We start from the raw sequence: 26,471 nt of genomic DNA, 5'->3' as shown, positions 1-26,471 counted from the left end.
CTGAAGAGCGAGTTGGTCTGGCGCACCGCGTTCCAGACGCGAGCCGAGGCCATCGCCGCGCTGGCCCGTTACATCGATGGCTTCTACAATCCCTGCCGCCGTCACTCGGCGCTGGGCTTCACAAGCCCCACCCAGTTCGAGAGGGGCATCGCCCACCAAACCGCTCTCCACTGAACTGAGGCAAGTCCACGTTCAGCGTCAGCCGGCCCATGCTGCTGGTGGTGTTGAAGGCCTGCGTCACCGATACGAACGAAGCGCCACGGCGATCGAGCCCCTCGACGATCTTGGCGAAGTCCGAGAGCGCGCGGGTGAGGCGGTCGACCTTGTAGACCACGACCGCGTCGATCCGGCCCGCCTCCACATCGGCGAGTAGGCGCTTGAGGGCGGGTAGCTCCATGGTGCCGCCGGAGTACCCGCCATCATCGTAGTGGGCGGGCAGGAGCTGCCAGCCCTCATGCCGCTGGCTGGCAACGAAGGCGACACAAGCCTCGCGCTGGGCATCGAGCGAGTTGAAGCTCTGCTCCAGGCCTTCCTCGCTGGATTTGCGGCTGTAGACCGCGCAGCGCAGTCGCGGTTGGCCGGTGCGGGCGGGAACTGCCGGCTTCGGCTTAGCCATGGCGTGCGGCTCCTCTGGTTCCGGTCAGGCCGAAGAAGCGGGGTCCTGACCAGTGCGCATCGGTGATGGTGCTGGCGACGTGGCTGAGCGACCGGTAGCGCCGGCCGTCATGTTCGAAGCCGTCCGCAGTGACGGTGACCACGTGGGTGCGACCGCCCCACTCGCGCACGAGCCGCGTGCCCGGCGAGAGCGTGACTGGTCGGAGCGCGGGGGCTCTCGCATCGGAGCATAATGGATCTGCATCCAACGCCATCTCTGTCAGGGCGCGCAGGCGGCGCTGGGTAGCTTTGGTCAGGCCGCCGTGTGCGAGTTCCTGGGTGCGGTGGGCCAGGGCGCGCACGAGCAGGTCGCGGCTGAGCAGCGGGAGCGTAGTGCGGAAGAGGCAGCGCCACTCAGTGCGCAACTCGACCGTGCTAAGGCCCGGCAAGGCAGCCAAGGTTGCGACGAGGTCGCTGCTCGTCAAGCGGCCTCTTCAGTGATGGTGGCAATCTCACCGGCGGGCGGCACCGCGGTGTCGCTGGCATGCGGCTCGTCGGCAGCGATGCGGTAGCGGATCGGCACGCCCGCGGTGCGTACCGTGCTGAGAGCGTAGCCTCGCTTGCGCAGCCCGGTGAGCGCGGCGCGGGTGGTGTGTGGCAGCCATCCCAGGGCACCGACGAGCTCGTCGATGCCCGCGCCGTCCGGGCGAGCGAGCATGGCGACGAGGCGATCGAGCTTCGAGCCGGCACGTGGGGAGCGGACCGTGGGCAGCTCGGGCTTCGCGACCGTCTGCACCTCGAGAGTGGCGGGAGCCACGTGGGCGAAGCCGGCCTCCGACAAAACGGGTGCGGCGGACCTGCGTCCTGAACCACCCTCTGCAACGCTGTCGATGACCAGACCGCGGCGGCGCAGGGCCTGAAGGGCAGAGCGGTAGGTCGGCGGCTTGATGTCCTCAGGCCGGGCGAGCCGGTGTCCGGGATGGCTGACGGCGGCGGTGAGGATGAGGTGCTGGATCGGGCTGAGCGTGTCGGACTTGGATTTGCGGTACATGGCATGATCCGGTTTTGGCGGCAGCGTAGCGCTGTCACTGAGCAGACCCCGCGAGTGGCTATGGGCCAGCGGGATCGGACCGGGCTGCGGATCATCAGCCTGTCACGCCCAGAGCAATGCGTGCTTTGCCGGCACAGTCCAGGGCAGGTCCAGCACCTTACCGATTGAGCTCGGCCCTGCTCGCAGCAATCCACTGCTTACATGCTGACGGAAGCTGTTGACCCTTTGCAGAAGCTCAGAACGTCTGCTCTGAGGCAGCTTGGTGGACGAGGACCTACGACCAGGTTGGGTGGGGAGCGGTCGGTCCGCTTTAGGCTGCGGTCGACGAGAGGCGGACGTTCGAAGACCTGTAGTTCAGCGAATGGGGGCTGTGTTTCTCAGCCCGCCGCAGCCCGCCGATATCGGCCGCGTGTGGTAGAAAAGCCGCCTTCTTTACAACTTGCGCATTTGCGTCTCTGTTACGCCTCGTACTCGCCGGACGACGGCCAATAATGAGCGGGGATGCCAACCCCGGACCATGGGGATGAGACAATGCTGGATCAGGGATCACCCCACCGAGAGTGGGCCGGTCTGATCACGGAGGGGATCGCTGAGGCGGCGTATGTCCGCGAGGATTATGCACGACGGAGATCCGTCGACGAGGCACGGCAGCGAACCCTTGCGCTCGGCCACATCGTTCAGACGGACATCATCCCTCGGCTGATATTGGTTGATCGCGGCGACAAGCAGGTCCGATCAGACGTTCTACCGAAGCTGGATACAGAAACGGTCGCGGGCTTCACAGATCTGATCCTCAGGCACGACGTCGCGGCCGTCATGGACGCTTTCACCGCTCTGACGTCCAAGGGCTATTGCGTCGACGACCTTTTCCTCGACCTGCTGGCACCTACGGCGGCCCTGCTGGGACGCATGTGGGACGACGATCTGTGCGACTTCATCGAGGTAACGGTCGGCCTCGCCCAACTTCAGTTCCTGTTGGCCACGTTCGGCTCAGACGGAGGCATCGCGCCCTACGATAGTGAGCGCCGTATCCTCCTGATGGGAGCACCAGGCGAACTACACACCTTCGGCTTGGCGATTGTCGAGCAGTTCATGCGGAAGGCCGGCTGGCATGTGGCGAGCGGCCTTGCCTCCACTCCTGAACAAATCTCCAATCTCGTAGGTTCGGAGTTGTTCGGCGTGGTGGGTCTGACGCTGAGCCGGGAGAGCCACCTCGATCAACTTGCTTCCTCGATCCAGGCGGTACGACAGGCGTCCCTCAACCCTTCGATAGGCGTCATGGTTGGGGGACCCGTCTTCCTTGAACATCCCGAATATGTCGAACGGGTCGGCGCTGATGCCTCGGCGGTCGATGCCCCCACCGCGGTGCTCCTCGCGCAGAGACTGCTCCCATCTGCAAGGTCAGAACGCTCGATAAGGCCATGAGGAAATTCTGCAACCGCCGAAGCCAGTTATCATCCTCCGGGCTTGCGAGCGAACGAATGTAGGTTCTTCCACGATCCGACGGCCTGATAGGATCCAGCAGCAATGTCTGTCGTTCAGCTCATCTATGCCTCACGCCCCTTCGGATTTGATCAAGCGATGCTCAATGGCATCTTGTCGCAATCGCGGCGATGCAACTCGCGCGATGGGATTACCGGCGCCCTCATTTGTCGGGCAGATGTTTATCTGCAGTTGTTAGAGGGTTCGGCCGCAGCGCTGGATGCCACCTATGCCCGGATCTTAAGGGACGACCGGCATCTGGAGATCAGACGCCTATCTTATCACACTGTGACGGACCGTTTATTCCCCGGCTGGGCCATGCGCGATGATCCAGCCCGATCTTGGATGTGGTCACAATCTGAAGTTGCGAACGGAGCGATAGATCAAGCCACTTACCTGCAAGCACTCAAAATATTCGAGCGGCTTGCAGCTGAACCTGAACGGGAAGACGCATAGCGCGCCTTATGACCGGCTAGAAAATCTGCAATCGATGAAAAGCTACTAGTCGGATCGGACCGATGTCCTTCGGTGAATGCGGGCATTGGCCCGGTTCAAGCTGCCCATAGATCTACCCAGCATAAGTGAGGCGAGCTTACTGATGTTCGACGAATACGGCATTCCGCGCGGCGCAGATTTAGACGAAGCTACGCTGGTCCCACTCTACCATTTTGTTTACTGTAGTCGTGCCGCAGAAGGTGTTGACGACGCCGAAGTTTCCCGCATCGTCGCGGTGGCCCAGCGCAACAATCTCGCACACGGCATCACCGGGGTTCTGGTTTTCGGCAGCGGCGTCTTCTTCCAGTGGATTGAGGGGCCGGCTGCCGAGATACAGAAACTGATCGCGACCCTGCATCGCGACAAGCGTCATCATGACATCGTTTCGCTGAGCCAGAGCGAGGAAGAGCGAGAGCGCCTCTATCCGAACTGGGACATGGAGAAGGTCGAAGCCGAGGATATCCGTCTGGTACTACAGGATGCGCTCGAAAGCACAGAAGACAAAAACAATCGGGTGACGCTGATGCGCATTCTCGAACAACTCGATTTGAGCCCGCTTGGTCGAGTTTGATCGGGGTCAAGGTCCGCATTCCAGAAGATCTTGAGGAAATTTGTACGACTATGTCGGCTCGTGGGCGGAACGTCCGGTTCTAGCCGAAAGTCCAAGGCCCGCTCGCCACCCCAAGCCGAAGTTACCGAGTGGCCGACGAATGACCGCTTTTGGGAAACGCCAACGGCCGTCAGTAGGGACGACTTGGGTCGGATGCGGAACGTCCGCTTCACGACGACCGGCGACCTTCCGCTTATGGCGCAATCCGGAGGGCAGAAAGTGGCCGAGAGCAGAAGAGCTGCTTTGGAGTCGGACTACCATAACAGCAGATAAGGTGGATGATGTCCGCCTCGACTGACGGCAAATGCTTGCCAGAATGTGGCTGCTCACCAGGTAGCCGAGCGGAGGCAGGTGCCATCCCCATGGAAATCACCACCGTCGGCATCGATTCGGCCAACAGCATCTTCCCCCCCCCCGGCAGGACCGACACTCGGCGCCGGCACGATCGGCCGGAGGCGCCGTCTAGGTCGCAGGCTGATTGCTTCTCGCCGCGCGCACCCGGCGCTGGACCCGTCGTCTTCCGCGGATCTGGTCGACCATATCGACATCGGAGGCGACCGCCGAGTCCGCCTCCACAGGCGCGTAGGGAGAATCGGGAAGCGGATCGGCGGCTCGCTGAACCTCCGGACCGAGGCCGATCCGGCAACGGATACCCTCCGCCAACAGGGCCTGTGCGACGTCGGGATCGTTGCAGAGGATCTGCGTCGCAGCGACCCTGTGGCCGAGCGCGAACAAAGTGCGTGCGTACAGACGCAGATTGCAGCCACGGTCAGTCGTGGTTCCACCGATGCTCACGCCAAATCCGGGGGCTGCACCCCCAATGCTGGTACTGCCGAGGCAACTCTCAATGCCGGCGGCGGCCAGTCCGGGCGCGATCACCGCGGGCGCTTGGCGTCGGGCATGAAGGGCCACCGAGTTGGAAACGACGTTGTTGCTCCCGCTTCCGTTCCCGTTCCCATTACCGTTTCCATTGCCGGCCACGACTTGCGCGTGCGCCGGAAGCGTCGTCGGCAATATCAGAACGAAGGCTGCGGCAATCATCCATGGCTGACGCATCACCAGGCACCTCACCGTACAGCAACAACCTGTATCGGCCTATTTTCGAAAGCGCGGTCGATCAATCGCTACAATCTGAACAGCGCCACATATTGTGTTGGTGTGTCGAATTCGCATCGCCGTGACTGAAACACACCGGGACCAGCAGATCACGGGCCCGAACGGCTCGTCCTGCGTAGCGTCCGCTTACAGGATGTCATGAGACCCATCTGAATGTCTGATCTGGGCGCACAGCCGAAGGTCCGCCTTCCGCCAAGTCCCCACGTCGGTGTACGGCTAAGCTGGGGCGACCGGGTCGGCATTGCCAAACTTCCGCATAGACCGCAGGCGGAGCGCCGCTTAGCCAAGAACAGAGAGAGCCGCGACCAAATCGGCGACCAAATCGGCAGGATGCTCAATCCCGATCGATACCCTGATCGTCGCGTCCGTGATTCCTAAGCGGTCACGCACGGCCTTTGGCACACCTGAATGGGTTGTAGAGGCCGGGTGGCTGGCGAGGGATTCCGTGCCGCCCAGGCTGACGGCGAGCTTGAACAATTGAAGAGCGTTGAGGACTTGGAACGACTCTGCCTCGCCGCCTACAATGTCGAATGAGAATGTCGATCCTGGCGCCGCGCATTGCTCGGCATAGACGCGCGCCCGCTGCGATCCGGGTTCCAGATGCGCGAGATGATGAAGGCGCGACACCTTCGGATGCGCAGCCAGCATACGGCCGACGATCTCGCCATTGCGGTTTGCGGCACTCATCCGCAGCGTCAAGGTTTCGAGCGAGCGCCCGAGCATCCAGCAGGAATGCGGGTCGAGGCCGGTTCCAATCGCTGAGCGCAGCAGCCGCACCGGCCTTATCCGCGCTGCTGAGCCCAGAGCTGCGCCAGCGATCAGGTCGGAGTGGCCGCCGACGTACTTCGTCAGCGAGTAGACCGAGATGTCGACGCCGTGGCGCAGTGGGTGCTGGAAGAGCGGACCGAGCAGGGTGTTGTCGCAGACCACGACCGGAGCTTCACCGCCCTGCCGCGCGCCGATCTCGTCTGCGACCGCGCGGATCAGGCTCAGATCGACGAGGGTGTTGAGCGGGTTCGAGGGTGTCTCGATCATGACGACGCTGACGCGCCCCGCCTCGGCGGCTTGGTTGGCCGCCGCGCGCACGCTCGCTGGATCGACCCCATCGGCGAATCCGAACGGTACGATGCCGAAGCCTGCTAGGGTCTTGGCGATCAGCGTCTCAGTGCCCCCATAGAGCGGCTGCGAGTGCAGGATCGCATCACCGGGCCGCGCGAAGGCCAGGATCGTGGTCGCGATCGCCGACATTCCGGAGGAGAAGACCAGCGCGGCCTCGGCCCCCTCGAACACGGCTAGCCGATCCTCGACAATCTCGCTGTTTGGATGGTTGAAGCGCGAGTACACGAGCCCCGCCGCCTCGCCGACTGGGGGCTCGCGCCGCCCGGAGACGTAGTCGAAGAAGGCTTTGCCGTGCTCGGCCGAGGTGAAGACGAAGGTGGATGTGAGGAAGACCGGTGGCTTCACGGCGCCCTCGGACAAGGCGGGATCGTAGCCATAGCCGAGCATCAGAGTTTCGGGATGGAGCGGGCGGTTGCCAAGCGCCTTCTTGTGGTAGCGGTCGTCGGACATGCTGCCTCGCTCCGACCCGGCTCCAGCTCGGGGCTGGGTAGCCCGGTTGTGCTTTGAATCCGGTGTTCCGGGCGAGGCAGCATGGCATAGCCACGCCCCCTTCGAAATGCTGCGACGGTCTCGAAGCACCAGGAGCAGTCAGCGGCGCACGGTCACTCCTGGCCAACAGCGGCTCGCCTGCTTCGGAGAAGACCTGCCGGAAAAACGGACGGCCTCCTATCAACCCAAATCGGCCCTACAGACCGCCGTTCGTGTTTCCCGAAAGCGGCCATTCATCGGCCGCTTGGCAACTTCGGCATGGGGTGGATTTTGTTGAAAAAATTCGGAGGCGGCTCTTCAGGCGACATCCAAGGCGAGCCCTGAAGAATTTTCATCTCTCATGGCCCATCATCGACCCTTGCTCACTGAGCTCTAGGCAAGGTGATAGCAGGAACTTCTACGTCTAAAGCGGCCCACAGTGCTCCGTCGACCCGGTCCCGAGTTTTTCAACGAAATCCGCGTTGAGCAGACTTTGACCTCCTGTCCGAACGCGGATGGCTCGTTCTCGGACCTATCCGCGTGGACCGAAGCAAGCTTGTCGGACTCCGTGATCCAGGTGGTCCGAGACACGACGGTTGCCGCACGCCTGTCTCAACCCGACTAATCAGCCGTAAAGAATGTTATATCTGCTGACGCCAAGCTCCGCCGAAATTACTCGATCACTTCATCAGCTCTTGCGAGTATGCTTGCTGCTATGCTGATACGCGCTGCGTTTGCGGACGCTAAATTGATTGATAGCTTGAGACGCATGGGCTGATAGAATGGGATGGCGCCGACATCTGCGCCCTTCAAAATCAATGATATTTGTTGGCCGAGATGATCATACAGGTCGATGGGATTGATGTCATGACCGATGAGACCGCCTCGCGTAATGTATTCTCGCAGAGGGTAGAACGCTACTAAACGATACTCGTTCATGAGCTTCACAATAAGATCAACATTGTTGAAATTCTCGACTGCAGTTGTGACTAATACCGTTTTTGTTTGAGCGGCTGCAGCAGAAAACGCTGCCCTGTACTGTGGCTCACGATGTGGACTTTCCACAGGTGGACCTATTAGCTGAAGGCCAGCCTGCTCAACAGCAGCTTGCACACTTGACCCCAAGGGGCTCTCCCAGAGCGTTCGAGATGTTAACTGGAAAACACCGCGGGTTTCCGGGACTATTTCTCGCAAATATTCGATGCGTTTAGCAAATATCTCAGGGCTTGAATTAACCATTACCCCCGTAACGTTGCCCTCAGGATGGGCTAATGACTGCGCAAGTCCATAGGAAACCGGGTCGCTAGTCATGGCGACGATCGGAATGTTCGAAGTCATATCCTTGATCAATTTTGTCATGCGATCCGAGATTGCCATGATCACGTCTGGATGCCACTTTACAGCCGCTTCTGCGGTGGTCTTATAGTTGTCGGATATACCGCCTCCATCAAATCGGCGAACATCAAGATTATTACCTTCTGTAAACCCGGATTTTGAAAGTTCGTCGAAAAATGCACGGAAAGTCGGGCTGTTGTCCTTCGTCATCAGACTGGCTGGTCGATCAGGATGTGCGATCGCGAGCTTGTAGGAGCGACGAGGCTGGGCCCGGACGAGGGCGGTCGACGCAAGCAGCGTCGCGCTTGACGCAATGAATTGACGTCGTCTCATATCCCCACCCTCCGCCGCACTTCTGTCGATTATCGAAGGCCAATTTGAGCAATGTCTAGGCGAAGCAGTGACGACGGTTACGAACTGCCAGGAGCACGCTCGACCATATCGGAAGGGGTTTCTCCGTACCGATGCAACGGCCACTTTTTCAGACGGCCTCGCCGACGCTCGCTCAGCCATTCCGGAGGCGTTTGATTAGCTTCGGTATCCGAAAGCCTTGCCAGTCGCACTCGAGCTTACACTTTACATGCTGATTCGGGTTTTAGATTTCATTTTTTGGCGGCCGACCGCCAAGCCTGCAACGTGTCGGGAGCGGACGTGAAGGCTCAGTCTGCTTCGAAACTTTTCTGCCCGGAAGCGGACAGGCTGTTCCACCCATCCAGGACGCTCTGAGGGCCGTCGGCGCCGGCAGGACCCGGCCGTAAGCGGAATGGCTGCTTCGGAGAGCGATGAACGTTCACACGGCCTTGCCTACGAGGTGGCCGATGCCGGCCGTGACCGCCATCGCGAGGGCGCCCCAGAACGCCACGCGCGCCGTCGCTCGCAGGACCGGTGCGCCGCCGGCCTTCGCGCCGAGCGCACCGAGGACCGCGAGGAATACCAGGGAGGCGGCGGAGACGAAGTAGACCACGAGGTTCTCCGGGGAAACTGCGGCCACGAGGAGGGGCATCGCCGCCCCGGCCGAGAAGGTCGCCGCCGAGGTCAGCGCGGCCTGGATGGGGCGCGCCGTCGTGAACTCCGAGATGCCGAGCTCGTCCCGGGCATGGGCGCCCAGTGCGTCCTTGGCCATGAGCTGGTCGGCCACCTTCAGCGCGAGCTCGCGGTCGATGCCGCGGCCGACGTAGATCGCCGCCAACTCCTCGCGCTCGGCCGCCGGGTCCTGTTCGAGTTCGCGGCGCTCGCGGCTGAGATCGGCCCGCTCGGTGTCGGACTGGGAACTCACGGAAACGTACTCGCCGGCCGCCATCGACATCGCGCCAGCCACCAGCCCAGCCGTGCCCGCGACCAGGATCTCCCCGGTGGCCGCCGCCGAGGCCGCGACGCCGACGATCAGGCTCGCAGTGGAGACGAGTCCGTCATTGGCGCCGAGGACGGCGGCACGAAGCCAGCCGATCCGGTCTATCAGGTGGCTCTCGGCGTGGGGCTGGCGCATGGCAATCAGGGTCTCTCGGTCGGGGCGGTGGGACCCGAACCCGGCAGGATGCGGCGCAGGATGCCATCGTGCCAGAGGTAGTGGTGCACCAAGGCGGCCGCGGCATGGAACAGCGCCACCGCCATCAGGATGTTGGCGGCGAGCCCGTGCCAGTGCGTGAGCGGCCGGCGCCATTCCGGGTCGCCGAGGGCGGGCAATGCCAGCGGTCCCCCCAGGGCGACGCCACGCACGAGGGCGTTGGCGATGCCAAGCCCGGCGATTACCAACAGCAGCAGGTACAGGACGGCATGGGTCGCCTTGGCGAGCACATGACGGGGCCCGGGATCGTCGACGGGAAGCTGACGCCCGCCGGTATGGCGCCAGACCGGCAAGGCGACGATGACGGCGGTCAGCACGAAGCCCAAGTCGAAATGAGCCGACCAGATTCCCGAGCGCAGCGGCCCCTTCGGCAGGAGGTCTTCGAGGAAGGTGCCGATCAGCCAGAGGGCCAAGACGAGGCCGGCGGTCAGCCAATGCAGGGCGATGGTGCCCCGGTCGTAGGTCAATCCGTCCCGCACCTCGGCGCCGGTGACGTGTATCGTACTCGAACTCATCGCGGCATCTCCTCTGCGGCGGTAGAGGAAGTGGATGGGACGACGCGGCTCCCCGCCACATCCGCATCGAAGAAACGGCGCGGCAGGAGGCGGCGCCCCTTGGCGCTGAGGAACCACAGGCCAGGAGCGGAGCCGCCGCGCGGTCTCGGCTTGACGAGCCCGCGTTCAAGCAGGGAGCGCACGGTGCGCATCTCCCATGGACCAAGTGAATGAAGCGACCCCTCACGCTCCAGGCGACACAGCATGGTTCGCTGTCCCGCGGTGAGGGAACGCCAGATCCGTGATGTGTCGAGCCTGCCCATGAACAGCTTGGAGCTATTCCAATCTTAGCCCCGGGCGCAAGCGGTCGGTGGCCCCAACCTGAACGGGCGGAACCGCTCCCGCGTCAGCGCTTGGAAGAGCCGTCGTTCTGGTTCGGCGCTTGTTGACCTTGCAGGTCTACCGGCTTGCTATCGTTCAGGTCCCACCCGGTGTTCGGGTCAGTACGGGTCCGCTGAATCGGCGCCCGCATCTGCCACTGGTACTTGGCGATGCCGTGCTCGACCTCCTGCAGGAGGTTTGAGGTCGTCGGATCGACCTTCTCCGTCGCCTCGACCACCGGCAAGGCGCAACTATACTGCGTCGCGTCCAAATGGCCTGCCGCCATCTGGCACCCCAACTCGAAGCGGCATCCACCATCGATTCCATCAACGACGGTCAGGGAAAATCCATGCAGCTTGGCGATGGCGGCGACGAGGCCGAGACCGAGGCCATTGCCCTGCGTCTGTCTCGCCCGCTCCGCGCGATAGAACCGCTTGAAGACTTGGTCGCGCTCGCTGGCGGCGATGCCCGATCCCGTGTCCTCGATGAATATCACGGCCTTACCGTCGCGATAGATGAGCCCGACCTTCACCTTGCCGCCAGGCGGCGTGAACTTGATCGCGTTGTCTAGGAGGTTCGACACCGCCTCGAAGATCAGACTGCGGTCGCCCTCCACTGGGGGCATCCCGCCATCCACCTCCATCGCGAGCACGATCCCCTTGTCCTCGGCCAGGGGCTCGAACAGTTCCGCGGCCTCGCTCGCCACGAGCCCAAGATCGACCGGAGCGAAGGCGGCGCATCGGCGGCCATGCTCAATCTCGCCGATGCGTAGCACGGCCGTCACCATCTCCAGCGTCTGGTCGATCCAGGCCAGCCCCTGGTCTACGGCCTCGCGCAGTTCGTCGAGGTCGCGTGCCTGGTCGCGGCCTCGCTCCAGACGCAGCCGCAAGCGGGTGAGCGGCGTCCGCAGGTCGTGGGCGACCGCGTCGCCGACGCCGCGCACCTCCTCTACGAGGCGCTCGATCTCGTCGAGCATCCCGTTGACGTCCCGGGCCAGGCGGTCGAACTCATCCCCGGCGTCACCGACGGGCAGACGCTGGCGCAAGTCCCCGCGCATCACCCGTGCGACCGCCGCCTCCGTCGAGGCGAGGCGGCGCTTGGCACGCCCGGCGAGCAGCAAGCCACCGAGGATCGAGAACGCCAGGGTTGGCACCAGCGCAAGGCCGAGGGCCCGGATCACCGTCGCCTTGGCGCGGTCGATCTCGTCGGTGTCGTGGGCCACGACCACGATGCTGCCGTCGCTCAGGGCCACAGCCGCCGACCAGAGCTCCTCGTTCAGGCGCCGTCCCGCGATGGCGACCTGCGCGCCGATTCGGTGGACCTCCCCGTCGAGGGGCAGGTCTGCCGGCCGAGCGTCGAGGTTTCCTGCGAGCCTGGTACCATCAGCCCCGAACAGACCGGCGAAGTGGACGCTGTGTAGGTCCTCGCTGATCCATGTCTCGATACGATTGACCGCCTTCGCCGGCTCGCGGGCTGCGTAGCGTGCCTCGTGGCGCAGTACCTGGGCGAGTTCGTTCTGCATGAACGCGGCGGTCTGCCAGTACACGAAGGCGAACAGGAGTAGCGACAGCAGGGTCGACCATACGGCGATGCCAAGCGCCCAGCGGAATGCGAAGGACAGGATGAGCCTAGGCATCCGGGGTTAGGGTGAATCCCTCTCCGCGGACGTTGTGGATGAGAATTGGCTCGCCCTCGACTTCGAGCTTCCTACGCAGACGTCCGACATGGACATCGATGAGGTTGGACTTCGGCGCGAAACGGTAGTTCCAGACCTCCTCGAACATCATTGCTCGGGTCACGACCTGTCCCGGCCGACGCATCAGGTATTCGAGCAGCTTGAGCTCGCGCGGTAGCAGGTCGAGGTTTCGAAGCCCCCTCCGACCGTTACCGGCGACGAGGTCGAGTTCCAGGGACCCCACCCGCAGCACGGTCTCACGCGTATCGGTCGGACGCCGTAGCAATGCCTCGATCCGGGCTGCGAGTTCGCCGAGGACGAAGGGCTTGCCGAGGTAGTCGTCACCGCCGGCGCGGAGGCCGCGGATTCGCTCGTCGACGTCGCCCAGCGCGCTTAGGACCAGCGCCGGCGTCCGGTTGCCGGCCCCACGCAGGTCGCGCAACAAGGCGAGCCCCTCCAGGCCCGGAAGCATCCGGTCCAGGATGATGGCATCCCACGGCCCCGAACGGGCGGCGGTCGCACCGTCCGGCCCCGTGGCGGCCCACGCGACCTCGTGCCCCCGCCCGCGAAGGTCGCCGAGGACCTCCTCGGCCGTCGCTGCGTCATCCTCGATCAGAAGCAGCCTCGCCACTCGATCCATCCCCGGAGCTGTCGCGCTATTCGGACGTGATGTGGTTCGGCATGGGTCCGGCACCACGACTGTGAACGCGAATTTAATCGCCCCGGCGACGAGCCATCCTATATCTTAGAACAAGTCTAATCTGATGGGCGATCGACATCGTGCTGGCGGAGGCGGGAAGAGGCGTGGCGACGCACGGGGATGACGGGCCGAACGACCGGGACCCGATCCACAAAACGCCTCAGACCACGGTCCGCGCAAGCACATTGAGGCGGCGGGCATGGCTCGCGGTCCCTTGCCTCATCGCGGTCGGGGTTTGCGGATGGCGCTATGGGGATGAAGCCGCGCCCTACGTCGAGCCGTTGCTCGGCTTTCTCGGCCCCGCCTCGACCGCACCCGAGTCCGCCGCGGATGCGGATGCCGCAGCGCCCCGAGAGCCGGTCGAAGACAACGTCGTCCGGCTCGATGCCGACGGCCAGCGCCGACTCGGGTTGGAATTCGGGACGTCGGAAAGCCGCCGGATCGAGTCGCTTGTCCGGACGCCCGGCATGGTCGCCTTTGACGAGCGCAGGGTCACGCGGCTGAAACCAAGGACGTTAGGCAGGGTCCTCTCCCTGTCAGTGCAGCCGGGCGACCGTGTAAGCGCCGGACAGACGCTGGCCACCCTCGATGCCTCCGGCGTCCTTGACGCTCGGAACGGCCTCGCTGCCGCCCAGGCCAGCCTGGGAGAGGCGCAGGCCACCGAGAAGGTCGCCGAGATCAACCTGAAGCGCGGCAGCGACCTGGTGAGGATCGGCGGCGTCGCCCAGGCGGAGGTGGACCGGCGCCAGGTCGAACTCGCCAAGGCCCATGCCGCCACCCTGTCGGCCAAGTCGCAGGTCGATCTCTATCGTGCCCAGTACGAACGCTTGGCCCCCGCGCCCGGCGGGTCCCCCGGCGTCAGCGCCATCGTCTCGCCCATCGATGGGGTCGTCACGGCGGCAGGCATCACCCTGGGCGAGGTGGTCGACACAAACCGCGACGCCTTCACGGTGGCCGATCCCTCGCGGATACAGGTACTCGCCAATCTCTACGGCCGCGACATCGCCACCGTGAAGGCGGGCGACCCGGCGACAATCGAGGCTCCGGTCGCGGCGCATTCCCGCTTCGAGGGCCGGGTGCGCTCGGTCAACGCCGCCATCGACCCGGCGACCAACACCGCTCCGGCCCGGATCGAGATCGCCAACCCGGACGGGGTCCTGCGCGCCAACATGTTCGTGTCGGTAGAGATCGCCGCCGACCTCGGCCGCGACGGCGTCACGGTGCCGGCCGCCGCGATCCAGCAGGCCGAGGGGGGGCCCATCGCCTTCGTGCGGACCGGGGACGACCGCTTCGAGAAGCGGGACCTGACCCTCGGCGTCCAGCGCGTCGACTGGGTGGAGGTGCGCTCGGGCATCGGGGCCGGCGAGACGGTGGCGACGCAGGGCAGCTTCGGCCTCAAGGCAATCCTGATGCGCGCGCTCCTTGGCTCGACGGACTGAGGCGGCGATGAACGCTTGGTTCGCCCTTCTCGTCCGCCGCCGCTGGCTCGTCCTCGTTCTGGCCCTCGCCGGCGCGGTCGGCGGCATCGTCAACCTCGAAGGGCTGTCCATCGACGCGGTCCCGGACATCTCGCCCAAGCAGGTGATGGTCCTCACCCTGTCCCCGGGGCTCGGCCCTCAGGAGGTCGAGCGCCTCGTCAGCTTCCCCGTCGAGAACGCGATGGCGGGCGCGCCCGGGCTTACAGGCCTTCGCTCGACCTCTCGCTACGGGGTCTCGGCCGTCTACGTCACCTTCGACGACGCCATGGCGGTCACCGAGGCGCGGGCGCAGGTTTTTCAGCGGCTGCCCTTGGCGAAGACCATGATGCCGGCCGGCGTGGGCGATCCCGAGATGGGTCCGATGGCGACGGGCCTCGGCGAGATCTACCAGTTCGAGGTGCGCGGGCCGGCCTACTCGCCGATGGCGCTGAAGCGCATCCTGCAATGGACCATCGCGCCCAAGCTCAAGCTCACACCCGGCATCGCAGACGTGAACGTCTACGGCGGCCAGATGCCGACCTACGAGGTCCGCATCTCCGCCGAGAGCCTGCACCGCTACGGCGTGACGATGGGGCAGGTCTACGCGGCGCTCGCCGAGAACAACGCCGCGCGCGGCGGCGCCTACATCGAACACAACGACCAGCAGGAGGTCATCCGCGGCCTTGGCCTCGCGAAGGACACCAAGGACCTCGCCAACGTCGTCGTCTCGACGGCACCGGGCGGCGTGCCGGTGACGGTCGCCACCCTGGGCGAGGTGGTCGAGGCGCCCAAGGTCCGCCTCGGCGCCGTCACGCACGATGCCGCCGGCGAGACCGTCGTCGGCATCGCGATGATGCAGCAGGGCGAGAACGCCAGCGCTGTGGTCGAGGGCGTCAAGCGGACCATCGCCGACCTGCGCCCGCAATTGCCGCCGGGCGTCGAGATTGTGCCGTACTACGACCGCAGCACCCTGGTGGCGCGGACCATCCGCACCGTCGAGCACAACCTCATGGAGGGGGCGGTGCTCGTCATCGTCGTCTTGCTCCTGCTGCTCGGCAATCTGCGCGCGGGTCTCGTGGTAGCGGCCGCCATTCCCCTATCCATGCTGATGGCGTTCGCCGGGATGCGGCTGTTCGGGCTCTCCGGCAACCTCATGAGTCTCGGCGCCATCGACTTCGGCCTCATCGTGGATGGCGCCGTGGTGATGATTGAGAACGTCCTGCGCGCCCGCGGCGAGCACCCGGACCGTCCAGCCGAGGAGGTCATCCGCAAGGCGACCGTCGAGGTGGCGCGTCCGATCCTGTTCGCGGTCGCCATCATCATCATGGTCTACCTGCCGATCCTCGCGCTCGAAGGGGTCGCCGGGAAGATGTTCCGACCGATGGCGTTCACCGTCATCCTGGCGCTCGCCGGCTCCCTCGTCCTGACGATGACGCTGATGCCGGCGCTTGCAGCCATCGTCCTGGCGGGACCTGGCATCGGCGAGCGCGAGACCCGCCTCGTCCACTGGGTGCGGGGGGGCTACATGCCGGTCCTGCGGCTCGCCGAGCGCCGTACCGGCCTGACCGTCCTGGTGACGCTGGCCCTGTTCGGCGGGAGCTGCCTCCTGGCAACGCGCCTCGGCGGCGAGTTCCTGCCCAAGCTCTCGGAAGGCTCCATCGTCATCACCTCCGAGAAGCTCCCAGGCATCAACCTCGACGCCTCGCTCAAGGTGATGCACCGGATCGAGCAGACCCTGAAAAGCTTCCACGAGGTCAAGCGGGTCGTGTCCCTCACGGGCAGCGCCGAGATTCCCACCGACCCGATGGGCGTCGAGTCCACCGACAGCTTCATCACGCTGACCGATCCGTCGACGTGGAAGACGGCGGCCACGCAGGAGGGCCTGGTCGAAGCCTTCGACAAACGCCTGCGCGCGGAGGTGCCGGGCGTCTCCTACACGTTCTCGCAGCCGATCCAGATGCGGATGGACGACCTGCTGGAGGGCGTTCGAGGCGACGTCGCCATCAGCCTCTACGGCGACGACCTGAAGATCTTGAAGGGTAAGGCGGACGCCATCGTGCGCGCGGTCTCCGGCGTCTCGGGTGCGGCCGACGTGAAGGCTGAGGCGCAGGCGGGGATGCCGGCGCTCTCCATCCAAGTCGACCGGGCGGCGGCCGCCCGCTACGGCGTCAACGTCGGCGATGTCCTCGACGTGGTGGAGAGCATCGGCGGGCGCACCGCCGGCATGATCTACGGCGACGACAACTCCATCACCGACATCGTGGTCCGTCTCAGGGCCATCGACCGGGGCGATATCGAGCGCATCCGTGACCTGCCCGTGGGCCGAACCGGTAAGACGCTGGTACCCCTCTCGCTCGTTGCCTCGGTTGAGGTGTCGACGGGCCCCGCCCAGATCAGCCGCGAGCGGCTGCAGCGCCGGATCTCGGTCCAGGCCAACGTCCGCGGGCGCGACGTGCAGAGCTTCGTGCGCGACGCCCAAGCCGCCATGAAGGCGCAGGTCGCCCTTCCGCCGCGCTATTCCATCCAGTGGAGCGGGCAGTTCCAAAATCTGCAGGAGTCGACGGCCCGGCTCTCCGTCGTGGTGCCCGCGGCGATGGCGGCGATCCTCGTCCTGCTCGTGGTGATGTTCGGCGATGTCCGTCTCGCCGGCCTGATCTTCCTGAACGTGCCCATCGCGGCGACCGGTGGCATCGTCGCGCTTTACCTTCGAGGCCTGCCATTCTCGATCTCGGCGGCCATCGGCTTCATCGCCACCTTCGGCATCGCCATCCTGAACGGCGTGGTGCTGACGAGCTATATCCGCGACCTCGAACGCGTCGGTCTCGATGCCCGCGAGGCTGCGACCCGCGCGGCCGAGTTGCGTCTGCGGCCGGTGCTGATGACCGCGCTGGTGGCGACGTTGGGCTTCTTGCCGATGGCGTTATCGACCAGCGCTGGAGCTGAGGTGCAGCGCCCGCTCGCCACGGTGGTGATCGGCGGCCTCGTCACGGCGACGCTTCTCACCCTGGTCGTACTGCCGGCCGTCTACCCGTTTCTGGCGCATATCCATCTGCCGGGGCGAAGGCGCAGTGGTGAGCGAGCCGGGTCAGGGGCGCTGGCGGAACGGCGAGCCGACGTCGATGGCTAGGGCCCTCCTTGCGATCGGCGCGATAACCTCGCTGGTGGTACTGGCCATCAGGTCGAGTGGCCATGCCGCATCCGCCACGGACTTCGACTGCAGCGCCTTCCTCAGGATGCATGGGATGCTTCGCAGAGTATCGGCCGTCTGCGGCTTCACCACTTACAATCCGGTCATCGTGGATCGGGCGCACGCCTGCTTCGATGCCGTCGGCAGCCGTGGGGGGAGCGGAGGAGATGCGGGCTGGGGTGGCGGAGTTCGAGGAATTGCGGGTCACCCGCTCCCATGACGGGCTCTGCGCGATCCTTGCCGACAGATTTCCGATGGTCGTCCGGCCGTAGCGGATGAAGCAGGGAGACGGCGCCTCGGGCACATCCGCCGGGAAAGGATCGAAGTAGCCACCGCGCGGCTGCTGGAGCTCCGGTCTGAAGCGCGCTGCGAGACCGACGGCGAGCGCTTGGAGGCGATAGCGGGCGAGGTGGACGACCTCGCGGGCACATCGCACGCCACGCGTTGGACAGGCCGGCCGAGCCGCAGACGCTCTGCGCCGCCACGCTGCCATCGACGCGGCCCACTCGACAATCCGGCGCGCTATCGCTCGTGAGGGATACCTCTCGGCAATTGATCGAGACTCACCCCTCGACGTCTGCTTCCAGGATACAATCAAGGACGGCTGAACGGCCGGGATGGGCGCAAAGCGGCAGATCCGCTCTATGACTGCGGCCGGACGTTTGCTTCTGCTTCTACTCAGGAACTGTCCAGCTTGCGTCTCCATCTGTCGGTGACGCTTGCGATCCTTCGACCTCCCGGACAGCCTGTTTCCCCGTGACCTCCTCGTAGCGGGCAATGATCAAGTCGATGTAGCGCGGCTCGTACTCGACCCTGAGGTGGTTGGGCGCGACTGGGAAGGCGTGGCCGCTGTCCGTCGTGCGCCGGAAGCGGCGCGGCTGGCGGGCCTTGAGCCCGTTCTCCCGCATCAGCCGGGCCACGCGCCGCCGGCCTGCCGCCAAGCCCTGCTCGCGCAACTCGTGCGTCATGCGGGGGGCTGCCGTACGTCTCGTGCGAGAGCGTGAAGTCGGAGCGAACGTGAGCGAGCAGCACGAGATCCTCGCGCTGCCGCGCCGAGGCTAGACGGTCCTTCCAGGCAAAGTAGCCGCTTGGACTGACGTCGAGGACTTTGCACAGGCGCGACTGGGAAGTCCTTCTTCGCCGCATCGACGAGGCGGAACCTCATCGACTTCCCTCCTTGGCGAAAAAAGCTGTCGCTCGCTTTAGGATCTCCCGTTCTTGGCGCAGCACCTCGTTCTCGCGGCGCAGCCGCTTGAGTTCGGCAGACATGTCTTCCTGTCGCTCGGCCGGCGGGTGGTCCATCTCCCGCTCACGCCGGCCGTCGATCCAGTTGCGCAGCGTCGAGAGCCCGACGCCGAGATCAGCGGCGATCTCCCGGCGAGACCGCCCGCTCGTCTGCGCCAGTCGCACCGCCTCAGCACGAAACTCAGGGGTAAAGGTCTGCTTCCGGTCTGCCATCGGAACCCTCCTCCTTCAGGAAAAGAGCTCTCCACTTTCGCGAAGCAAGTTCACTCGCAGTTTGTTCGAGATCGCGGCGACGAACTCAACGACCTCGCCCTGCTTGCATCCGAAGCGAGACAGCTCGTGCGCGATGAAGAGGTTAAAGACGCGGAAGGGCGCGTACGCGACCTCGTGGCCTTTCCCGGAAGGCAGCTCGTCGTAGAACGCGGCTTCAGGTGGGTCGCTTTGACCTCTGCTGGCGCGAGCACGTGCGAGGTCTTCCTCGAGAAGGCGCCTGATGCTGGCGGCGAGTTGGGTCGGCACCGGCTTACCAAGGCGCTCACGAGCCGTGTGCGCCGGGCCGTATAGGAGGGCGTAGATGGCTTACAGGGCCTGCTGTCGAGCAGCGTTTGCGGCCCAAAGATATAACCGCCACTCGGTGTTTCAATGACTCCGGCGGCTTTTCCACAGGCCGACTGCGAGCTTCCCTAAAGTGCGCGTCTTGATCGCTGTTATTGTGAGATAGATCCCCGTTCCGATTTTCAGGGACTTATGCGTGTAAATTCCTGAACGCTCGCGACAAACATCGATGAGCTGCGGGGCTAAAGCTTCTCAATGGGGCAAATGTCCCTGTTTTCAGGGAACATCCGCCCGAGACGAGTTCGCAAACGACTGCGCCCACCGCCACTTGCTTGGCTGAAGTGATCGCATCAGCGGTTCTTGGCACAGCGCCGATCGCTCGCCCCACAAGGTAGCCCACATTCGCAAGCGGCTTGCGGCGCACCCCGCCGGACGATTTTTAGTGCGGCAGACCTCACCGCTGACGGCCCACGGTCCTCCGGAAGCAATAGCGACGACAGCTCCGATCATCCGAGCCGGCGGCCATCCGAAGGCGGACTCGCGAACATCCTTCGGCCGCGCCGTGATGCGTGCCGTAAGCAAGCCTTAACGCTGCTTGGGCACGGTTGCGGATCTGATCGATCAGCCGCTCGGATCAACGAGGTCCGCGCTGTTGCGACGGGAGACAACGGGTCCATGCCTCGCCTGCTCGACGTGCTGCGCTGGAAACTTCAGGTGCTTTTTGCATGGAAGCCGACACGCGCTCAGTTGCTACCCCTCATCCTGGGGATTTATGCCTTGGCGGGTTGGGGAGCCTACGCGAATAAATCTTCGGCCAACAAGGAGCTCGCAACTCAGGTCGGCCTCCTTCAGACGGAGCGAAACGGGTTGGTGGGCCGCCAGAAAGAATTGGAGCAGGCCAACATCGACCTCGTTCGCGTGTGGCAAGGCAAACTTGCCTCGGCCCGCGAGGAACTCGGCCAAGCTGTTGCGGCCCGCGACGCGGCGAAGGGTCAGCTTGCCGGTTCACAGCGCGAGTTGACCGCTTCGAAGAAGCGCTTCGATCAGGCTCGTGATCGTGTATCCGAGACGGGAAGCATCAAACCCGCCGAGCCGTCGAAGAAGGCCGCGAGCAAGCCCTAGAGCCGCCCGATGACCCGGCCTTCGGCGTGATGAACGCGCACCCACGCCGTTTCCCTTGAAGACCACGCCTCAGCAGGTCTGGTTGCAACGCCGTGACCGTGACCTGCTGCTGCGCGGCGTCGCGAGCTTCGACGGCAGAGCAATGCTGAGCCTCAGGACCAGGACGCGAAAGCGGTAACCCAGTCCTCGACCGCATTGCCAGCGTGCCGGAGGGCACCGGGTGGGCATCCCAAGCCGCTCGCCACCACGTCAGGATCGGCTGTCGCGCCAGCGCCGCCGTTGGGAACCGGTCAGGTTTCTCGTGCTGACCGACTCTGCGCGAGGCCGGAGACAGGTTCCCGAAGTCACCGCACGGCCACGCTGATCCGGTTCAGAACCTAACGGAACCGTCGCGGGCGTGAGAAGTCGATCTGGACAACGGTCGGCCCCTCGGGGGCGGCCCGGCGCAGGCGCGCCACGGCCGGCGTCTGACAGTTTGTCTCGGTTGGAGGTGCGTTCCACAACCGACGCGCGAAGGGTGTCCGCACCCCCGCTTCGATCAGCCCGCGAGCCTGCGGATTTTGCGGAACCATCCCCGCGCGCATCAGCGTGTCGATCACCTCGCCCAGAATGCGCGCAGAGTCATCGAAGCTGATCTGGTCCGCGCCGGGATAGCCGCAGCGGTGCTGCTCGAACAGCCAGTCGTGCACGATGTAGGCCGGTCCATACCCCCAGGGCGAGAAGCCAGGGATGGGCTGGAGGATGGGCGGGATCGAGCCGCCATCGGTGTACATCGGCTGCGGGATGATGACTCGGTTGTCGGTGGTCACGAAGGTAAGCGGGTCCTTCGGGTCCGGCAGGTAGGCAAACTGGTTCACGCCTACCCATTGCACGATGAGCTTACCCGTCAGCCGTCCGCCCGGTCCCGGCTGGGCAAGAGTCGCGCAGCCCGCCAGCGCAGCCGCGCTCAGGCTGACGGCCACGCTGCGGCGAAGGACGCGCGCGAGATCGGATCGGCGGCCCCGCTCGGGGGCTCGGGTCCGTTGCCCCTTGGTCACGGCTCATCCCCCCGGTTGCCGCAAGCTTGACCATAGCGAGCGTGGGGACGCATCCCGCAAACAGGGCACGCGCCCGCATCCTGCCTTGTTGCGCGCGCGACTTCTGTGACCAGTGATGAACCGACTGGGTGGGTACGCTGGTAGCGTTCGCGGTCGCGCACCGGGGTACCGACGATCAATCCGGCGGAGAGCCGCCGCGAAAATACTTCGGTCCGCCCCCTACTGCTCCGCCTGGCGTAGCCTCAGCAGCCGACCTCAGTTCTGCCGCCTCACGCTCTTGAGATAGGCCGTCCGCTTGAGCGTTCGCCGCCGCGCCAGCGTGCCGAGCGCGGCGCCTCTCTTGGCCTCTCTCTTGGCCTCTCTCTTGGCCTCTCTCTTGGCCTCACTGATGTCGTCGGGACCGTGGGGACCGGCGAGCCGCGTCGGTATGGCCTTCGCTCGCGTTGGCGCAGTTGGGTTCTCGCCCACCGACACGTTCTCGCTGACGCCCCGCGCGAAATGGCTGATGATGGCTGAGGCGTTGATCTCCCTGCTCACTGTCGCCGTGCGCGCCGTCAATCGCCGGCGTCAGGGACCCGTAGGACAGCCAGGCCGTGATCACGCGCAAGGGTCTCAATTCCTCCGAGGGTGGTCGGGTACATCGCGCGTCCCGGTTCGCTCGGGCCATGACGCACCGTCAGGACGAGGATGCCACCGGGCTCGAGACGCGTGGCCCGCTTGCGGAAGGCGCGCGGACGTTCAGGCGACGGCAGGTGCAATGACACGGCCGAGAGCAGCACAAGGTCGCAGTGCACGCCGAGACGATGAACCGGGTCGTCCCGCGTTCGCGCCGAGATACGATTAGCGCGGCGAAGCAGTCACTCTCAGAGTCGACCGAGTCCTATTGGATCGTACGAATGATGGCATCCTGATCATTCGTCACGTCCCGATCTGATATTCCTGCGGTCGGCCGAACGATTCCAGGCGCTTCGGACAGCATATGCGGGTTCGTTCTTTTTGCGAATCATTGGATCACCCCAGTAGCCGAACGTCGGAGGCAGCGCACCTCGGTCATTCGGCACGACGTCGCTTGATCGGAAGTGATGCTTGGATTTGGAGAGGTCACCCGGAAAAACGGAGCGCTCTTGGGCGCCCGGCAGTTGGAGCCCTCAAGGTAGAGCCAACTCAGAACCGGAGGCCGGTACACCCCCGGCTCGCAGAGGCTGAACTGAAGCGCTTGTGGCGCTCGCGGCGCGTCGCCGCTCGGTCGAGCCCGCCTCGCCGCAGTGTGGCCCACCGCTCCGCGCACGTGTCGTGGCCTTGGATGGCGCGGCCTCACGCCGGCGGGGTCGCTGCGCCGGCGACGCGCAGGACCCTGACCAGCCAAGTCCGGATCGCCCAAACCGTCCGAATGAGCACGGCTGCCGCGTAGGCAGAGCTGCCCGCGATCAAGGCCGCACCGGTCAGAGTGTTGCCCGCATCGTCGTACTTCAGCGATTCCACCAGCGGCAGAAACATCACGTAGGAATGTGAGAACGCGAGGAGGCCGTATAACGACCAAGCCAGGATGATCACGAATGCGCCAGCAATCCAGAAATCCAGCTCACGCATAGTCCATTCCCCCAGACGCCGATTTCATACTCACAATGATCTTTAAAAGCTATCCCGGTTCCCAGTTTGTAATTTGAAATCGAAACACAACTCTGAAAACAGGAGGCGGAGACAAAATAGGTTTTCAAAGATTGAAGCTGCAGAGCGCGCGACCTGCGAACGGACGGGCGTATGGCGGCTATCCGGATCGAGCCCCGACACGCGCCGCTCGGAGAGGCGCCGCTCGGACATGGGCCGCTCGGACATGGGCCGCTTGGACAGGCGCCGCTTGGCGCTCCGGCTCATGAGGCACGGCACCTGCCCTCCCAGATCGATTTGAATTCAAAAATCAAATTTATAAATACAATATCAGTTTTCAAAACAAATCGTAATTTATTTGTCAAACAAAGTTCGCTTAGATACGGTCAAGCTGCCGATATCGTGAACGGTCAAATTTCTTGAATACTGCGACAGTCTGGTGGACACGGAGTCATTCCGCGGCCTGAACGCAGAATTTTGGGTTGACGCTTGCACGCACGTGCTCGCGGCGTCGTATGCGGGGACATGATGACTGATCTCAAGACGCTCCTGTTGTGCAGTTCGGCCGCGCTGGTCTCGGGTGTCGCGGCACAGGCGGCCGACCTTCCAGCCACGCAGGCCGCGCCGATCGAGTATGTGCGCGTGTGCAACGCCTATGGCGCGGGATTTTTCTATATTCCTGGCAGCGATACCTGCATCCGCATTTCCGGTCGTGCGCGGTACGATTTCCTGTACCAGACCAGCAAGGTCCGCACTGGAACCGGCGGCGATCAGACCGGCTATCTAGGACTCATGCGCATCAACCTGGATGCCCGCACACAGACCGATTACGGGACGCTCCGCGCCTTCCTGCGCCTCGACATCGCCGACCGCAGCGGTCCCTTCCTCACCTCCGGATCCCGTCAGCGGGAGGGCTTGGCCTTCCCGGGCCTCGGTGCCGACGCCTTCAACCGGACGCAGACCTACGTCAACGCCGACAAGGCCTTCATCCAGTTCGCCGGGCTGACGGCCGGCCGGGCATCATCGTTCTTCGATTTCTACGCACACGACTTCGAGCTGATCGGCGGCACAGCCGGCTCGGACACATTCAGCACGAACGTGCTGGCCTACACGGCCACCCTCGGCAACGGCCTCACCGTGAGCGCCTCGATGGAGGATCCGACCTATCGCCGCTTCCCGATCTTCGGAACCGGTTCCGCGGTCGGCGCCTTCACGGGCGCAGGCGGGTTTGCCGGTTACAGCAATGCCTTCAATCCATTCACCCCCTCGACCTTCCTGGCTCCCATCGTCGTAGGGCCTGGCAACGTCGCCTTCGTCGACGTGACCCAGAAAGTCCGCATGCCTGACTTCATCGGCGTCGCGCGCATCGACCAGGCCTGGGGGTCGGTACAGTTGTCGGCGGCCGTCCACGAGATCAATGCCGGCGACGCCGGCAGTACGGTGGCCGGTGTCACGACCGCGACCACCGCCCTCGGCATCTCGCCCACCGGCCGCGCCTCAAGCGCCTACGGCTGGGCGGTGCAGGGAGGCCTGAAGGTCAACCTGCCGTTCATAGCGGCGGGCGACACCCTTTACCTCCAGAGCGCTTACGGCCAGGGCGCACTCAGCTATACGGGCATCTCGAACTACACGGCTCCGTACGACGCCCTCGCGGCGGCGCCCGTGGGCGGTGGCTCCTTCGCCCAATACTACGCCGACGCCGTGTTGAATCCGGCCACGGGACGGCTTGAGCTATCGACGACCTTCTCGGCCGTCGCTTCGCTACTCCATTACTGGAGTCCCGCCTGGCGCTCGGCGTTCTTCGGGAGCTATGCGGAGATCGACTACAACACGAAAGGTCGGAACGCCCTCGGCCTCCTCGGATTCGGCTTCGCGCCTGCGGGCGCCAGTGCCGCCAATGCCCTGGCCTTTGCGACGAGCCCTGTGCTGCGCGGCAACAACCAGATCGTCACCGGCGGGAGCCTGATCTGGACGCCGGTGAAGGACCTCGATATCGGCGTCGAGGGTGAGTACATCCGCACCGCCCTCAAGAGCGGCGTCACACCGGATATCTCGAAGAATTCGCTACGCTACGTGAATGCACAGGACGCGGCGCAATTCCGGTTCCGCGTGCAACGGGATTTCTAGCGCAGCCGATCCCCGTTTCGTTCCCCGTTCGAGTGTTCAGGGCTCAGCCGAAAGGATGAGCTCTTCGTTTTTCAGCTTCGATATCTTGGATCGTTCATGATTTAAGCATTTAAAATCTATTTTTGTTGCTCATCGCCCGGGGTCAGGTACAAGTCAATCAGCTCCTCGGAGGCGCTTCTTGCCGCTGAGCGGGCGTTGGCTGCGGTTTCGAATTGGCGGGCTCAGGTACCGGAGCAGGTTGAGTCGAACCCAAAGCTTCAGACCCATACGACTTCGCCGACCGGGAAACCGGTCGGCATTTTCGTGTTGCAGCCCCGGTCTCAAGCACCTGACCGCCGTCGCGGCAGCCTCCACTCGGCCGCCCTGGCGCGATGGACGCGTCCCGGCTGGGCGGCGCCTCCCGCGCGATCACAGCGCCCGCAACCGTCCCTCCGGCATGACCAAAGGGGGACGTTCATAGCCGGGCACGGGGATCAAAACCCGATAGACCATCGGTGAGAGTCCCGGGCGTCGGGGCAGCAACCGCGGGCGGATCCACGTGAAGCGGAGTTTATAAATTCAAACTCTTTCAAAGACTCAAAGAATTATTATGCAAGAAAATATGGAATTTAGACCTGCGCCAGCGCATCGTGTACTCCCGTCGCCGATACGCGACAGCTTAACTAAGAGGCCAATTCATGAACAACCTTATCCTGGCTTGCTCGTTCGGCGCCATGCTGATCTCGGGCCCCGCCTTCGCGCACGCGTCCAGCGCGCCGATCGCCCCCAGCCTGATCGTCCGGACGAACGGAAGCGGTCTCGACGCATGGTCCTACGCCGAGGGGAACGACAAGTCGGGCGGCATGTGGGAGGGCGCGACCGGCTACGGCGCGTCCGCGCCGCAGCAGCCCGTCTATACCGGGTCCGTTCCGTCGAACCGGCAGTGGAGCCACCTGAACACCCGCACGCGGCATCACAGCGCGCCGTCCTACTGACCGGCCCCGTCGCCTGCCGCGGCAGCGGCAGGCGACGCCAATCCCCGTAGGGTGCCGACCGGAAACGGCGCGGGC

The 26,471-nt window shown here is 64.5% G+C and carries 22 protein-coding genes and 3 pseudogenes; 10 read left to right on the top strand and 15 right to left on the bottom strand.

Features of this window, described 5'->3' with window-relative positions; translation table 11 throughout:
• Nucleotides 1-174: IS3 family transposase (locus tag MFF58_RS23735; protein WP_238291475.1), on the top strand; the 174-nt coding region annotated here is incomplete at its 5' end.
• Here the strand turns inward: MFF58_RS23735 and MFF58_RS23730 are convergent.
• From MFF58_RS23730 to MFF58_RS23720, 3 genes and pseudogenes are all read right to left on the bottom strand, one after another.
• Nucleotides 149-616: pseudogene (locus MFF58_RS23730) on the bottom strand (recombinase family protein); the annotation flags it as partial. The gene MFF58_RS23735 and the pseudogene MFF58_RS23730 overlap by 26 nt on opposite strands.
• On the bottom strand, nt 609-1,079 hold the full coding sequence (locus MFF58_RS23725; RefSeq protein ID WP_238291472.1) for a DUF2924 domain-containing protein: 471 nt from the start codon (nt 1,077-1,079) through the stop codon (nt 609-611). The gene MFF58_RS23725 and the pseudogene MFF58_RS23730, both read right to left, overlap by 8 nt.
• Nucleotides 1,076-1,645: a DUF3489 domain-containing protein gene (locus tag MFF58_RS23720; protein ID WP_238291471.1), complete on the bottom strand. Its 570-nt coding sequence runs from the start codon at nt 1,643-1,645 to the stop codon at nt 1,076-1,078. The genes MFF58_RS23725 and MFF58_RS23720 overlap by 4 nt, the downstream gene beginning before the upstream one ends.
• A 531-nt stretch (nt 1,646-2,176) precedes the next feature.
• On the opposite strand from MFF58_RS23720, the gene MFF58_RS23715 reads away from it, so the two are divergent.
• From MFF58_RS23715 to MFF58_RS23705, 3 genes are all read left to right on the top strand, one after another.
• Entirely contained in the window at nt 2,177-3,070 is an 894-nt protein-coding gene (locus MFF58_RS23715; RefSeq protein ID WP_238291470.1) for a cobalamin B12-binding domain-containing protein, read from the top strand.
• A 102-nt stretch (nt 3,071-3,172) separates the two neighbouring features.
• Entirely contained in the window at nt 3,173-3,583 is a 411-nt protein-coding gene (locus MFF58_RS23710) for a BLUF domain-containing protein (protein WP_238291468.1), read from the top strand.
• Nucleotides 3,584-3,725: 142 nt separating this feature from the next.
• Nucleotides 3,726-4,193 carry a BLUF domain-containing protein gene (locus MFF58_RS23705; RefSeq protein ID WP_238291466.1) on the top strand — a complete coding sequence of 156 codons (468 nt, stop codon included), beginning with the start codon at nt 3,726-3,728 and terminating at the stop codon, nt 4,191-4,193.
• Nucleotides 4,194-4,694: 501 nt separating this feature from the next.
• Here the strand turns inward: MFF58_RS23705 and MFF58_RS23700 are convergent.
• The 7 genes from MFF58_RS23700 to MFF58_RS23670 form a co-directional block, all read right to left on the bottom strand.
• Entirely contained in the window at nt 4,695-5,288 is a 594-nt protein-coding gene (locus MFF58_RS23700; RefSeq protein WP_238291464.1) for a hypothetical protein, read from the bottom strand.
• A gap of 339 nt (nt 5,289-5,627) precedes the next feature.
• On the bottom strand, nt 5,628-6,917 hold the full coding sequence (locus MFF58_RS23695; protein ID WP_238291463.1) for a cystathionine gamma-synthase family protein: 1,290 nt from the start codon (nt 6,915-6,917) through the stop codon (nt 5,628-5,630).
• Between the two features lie 690 nt (nt 6,918-7,607).
• Nucleotides 7,608-8,480 carry an ABC transporter substrate-binding protein gene (locus tag MFF58_RS23690; RefSeq protein ID WP_238291461.1) on the bottom strand — a complete coding sequence of 291 codons (873 nt, stop codon included), beginning with the start codon at nt 8,478-8,480 and terminating at the stop codon, nt 7,608-7,610.
• A gap of 580 nt (nt 8,481-9,060) precedes the next feature.
• Nucleotides 9,061-9,756 carry a VIT1/CCC1 transporter family protein gene (locus MFF58_RS23685; RefSeq protein WP_238291460.1) on the bottom strand — a complete coding sequence of 232 codons (696 nt, stop codon included), beginning with the start codon at nt 9,754-9,756 and terminating at the stop codon, nt 9,061-9,063.
• Nucleotides 9,757-9,761: 5 nt separating this feature from the next.
• Entirely contained in the window at nt 9,762-10,349 is a 588-nt protein-coding gene (locus MFF58_RS23680) for a cytochrome b (protein WP_238291459.1), read from the bottom strand.
• Nucleotides 10,350-10,734: 385 nt separating this feature from the next.
• A complete protein-coding gene (locus MFF58_RS23675) occupies nt 10,735-12,231 on the bottom strand; it encodes an ATP-binding protein (RefSeq protein ID WP_238291458.1) in 1,497 nt (498 codons plus the stop codon).
• Nucleotides 12,232-12,337: 106 nt separating this feature from the next.
• Entirely contained in the window at nt 12,338-13,015 is a 678-nt protein-coding gene (locus MFF58_RS23670; protein ID WP_238291457.1) for a response regulator transcription factor, read from the bottom strand.
• A 536-nt stretch (nt 13,016-13,551) separates the two neighbouring features.
• Here MFF58_RS23670 and MFF58_RS23665 point away from each other — a divergent pair.
• The 3 genes and pseudogenes from MFF58_RS23665 to MFF58_RS23655 form a co-directional block, all read left to right on the top strand.
• A complete protein-coding gene (locus MFF58_RS23665; RefSeq protein ID WP_238291456.1) occupies nt 13,552-14,523 on the top strand; it encodes an efflux RND transporter periplasmic adaptor subunit in 972 nt (323 codons plus the stop codon).
• Nucleotides 14,524-14,530: 7 nt separating this feature from the next.
• Nucleotides 14,531-17,668 (top strand): efflux RND transporter permease subunit, encoded by a 3,138-nt coding sequence (locus MFF58_RS23660; RefSeq protein WP_238291455.1) that lies wholly within the window; start codon nt 14,531-14,533, stop codon nt 17,666-17,668.
• 346 nt (nt 17,669-18,014) lie between these two features.
• Nucleotides 18,015-18,336, top strand: a pseudogene (locus tag MFF58_RS23655) (hypothetical protein); the annotation flags it as partial.
• 195 nt (nt 18,337-18,531) lie between these two features.
• Here MFF58_RS23655 and MFF58_RS23650 read toward each other — a convergent pair.
• Nucleotides 18,532-19,186 (bottom strand): annotated as a pseudogene (locus MFF58_RS23650) (IS3 family transposase); the annotation flags it as partial.
• A 15-nt stretch (nt 19,187-19,201) separates the two neighbouring features.
• Nucleotides 19,202-19,492, bottom strand: coding sequence for a hypothetical protein (locus MFF58_RS23645; RefSeq protein ID WP_238291453.1), 291 nt, complete (start codon nt 19,490-19,492; stop codon nt 19,202-19,204).
• A gap of 711 nt (nt 19,493-20,203) precedes the next feature.
• Here MFF58_RS23645 and MFF58_RS23640 point away from each other — a divergent pair.
• The gene (locus tag MFF58_RS23640; RefSeq protein WP_238291451.1) at nt 20,204-20,650 is read left to right on the top strand and encodes a hypothetical protein; all 447 of its coding nucleotides are present in this window, start codon (nt 20,204-20,206) and stop codon (nt 20,648-20,650) included.
• A gap of 377 nt (nt 20,651-21,027) precedes the next feature.
• On the opposite strand, the gene MFF58_RS23635 is transcribed toward MFF58_RS23640, so the two are convergent.
• The 3 genes from MFF58_RS23635 to MFF58_RS23625 form a co-directional block, all read right to left on the bottom strand.
• Nucleotides 21,028-21,687, bottom strand: coding sequence for a DUF1353 domain-containing protein (locus MFF58_RS23635; RefSeq protein WP_238291450.1), 660 nt, complete (start codon nt 21,685-21,687; stop codon nt 21,028-21,030).
• 255 nt (nt 21,688-21,942) lie between these two features.
• Complete coding sequence (locus MFF58_RS23630) at nt 21,943-22,224, bottom strand: hypothetical protein (protein WP_238291449.1); 282 nt, start codon at nt 22,222-22,224, stop codon at nt 21,943-21,945.
• Between the two features lie 777 nt (nt 22,225-23,001).
• Nucleotides 23,002-23,277, bottom strand: a complete 276-nt coding sequence (locus MFF58_RS23625; protein ID WP_238291448.1) for a hypothetical protein — start codon at nt 23,275-23,277, stop codon at nt 23,002-23,004.
• A gap of 543 nt (nt 23,278-23,820) precedes the next feature.
• On the opposite strand from MFF58_RS23625, the gene MFF58_RS23620 reads away from it, so the two are divergent.
• A complete protein-coding gene (locus MFF58_RS23620) occupies nt 23,821-25,422 on the top strand; it encodes a porin (protein WP_238291447.1) in 1,602 nt (533 codons plus the stop codon).
• Nucleotides 25,423-26,099: 677 nt separating this feature from the next.
• Nucleotides 26,100-26,396: a hypothetical protein gene (locus tag MFF58_RS23615; protein ID WP_238291446.1), complete on the top strand. Its 297-nt coding sequence runs from the start codon at nt 26,100-26,102 to the stop codon at nt 26,394-26,396.
• Nucleotides 26,397-26,471: the final 75 nt, after the last annotated feature.

It is taken from the genome of Methylobacterium longum, assembly GCF_022179385.1.
Classification (GTDB): domain Bacteria; phylum Pseudomonadota; class Alphaproteobacteria; order Rhizobiales; family Beijerinckiaceae; genus Methylobacterium; species Methylobacterium longum.
The sequence above is the reverse complement of the archived record's forward strand: the minus strand, read 5'-3'. Positions and strand labels throughout refer to the sequence as shown.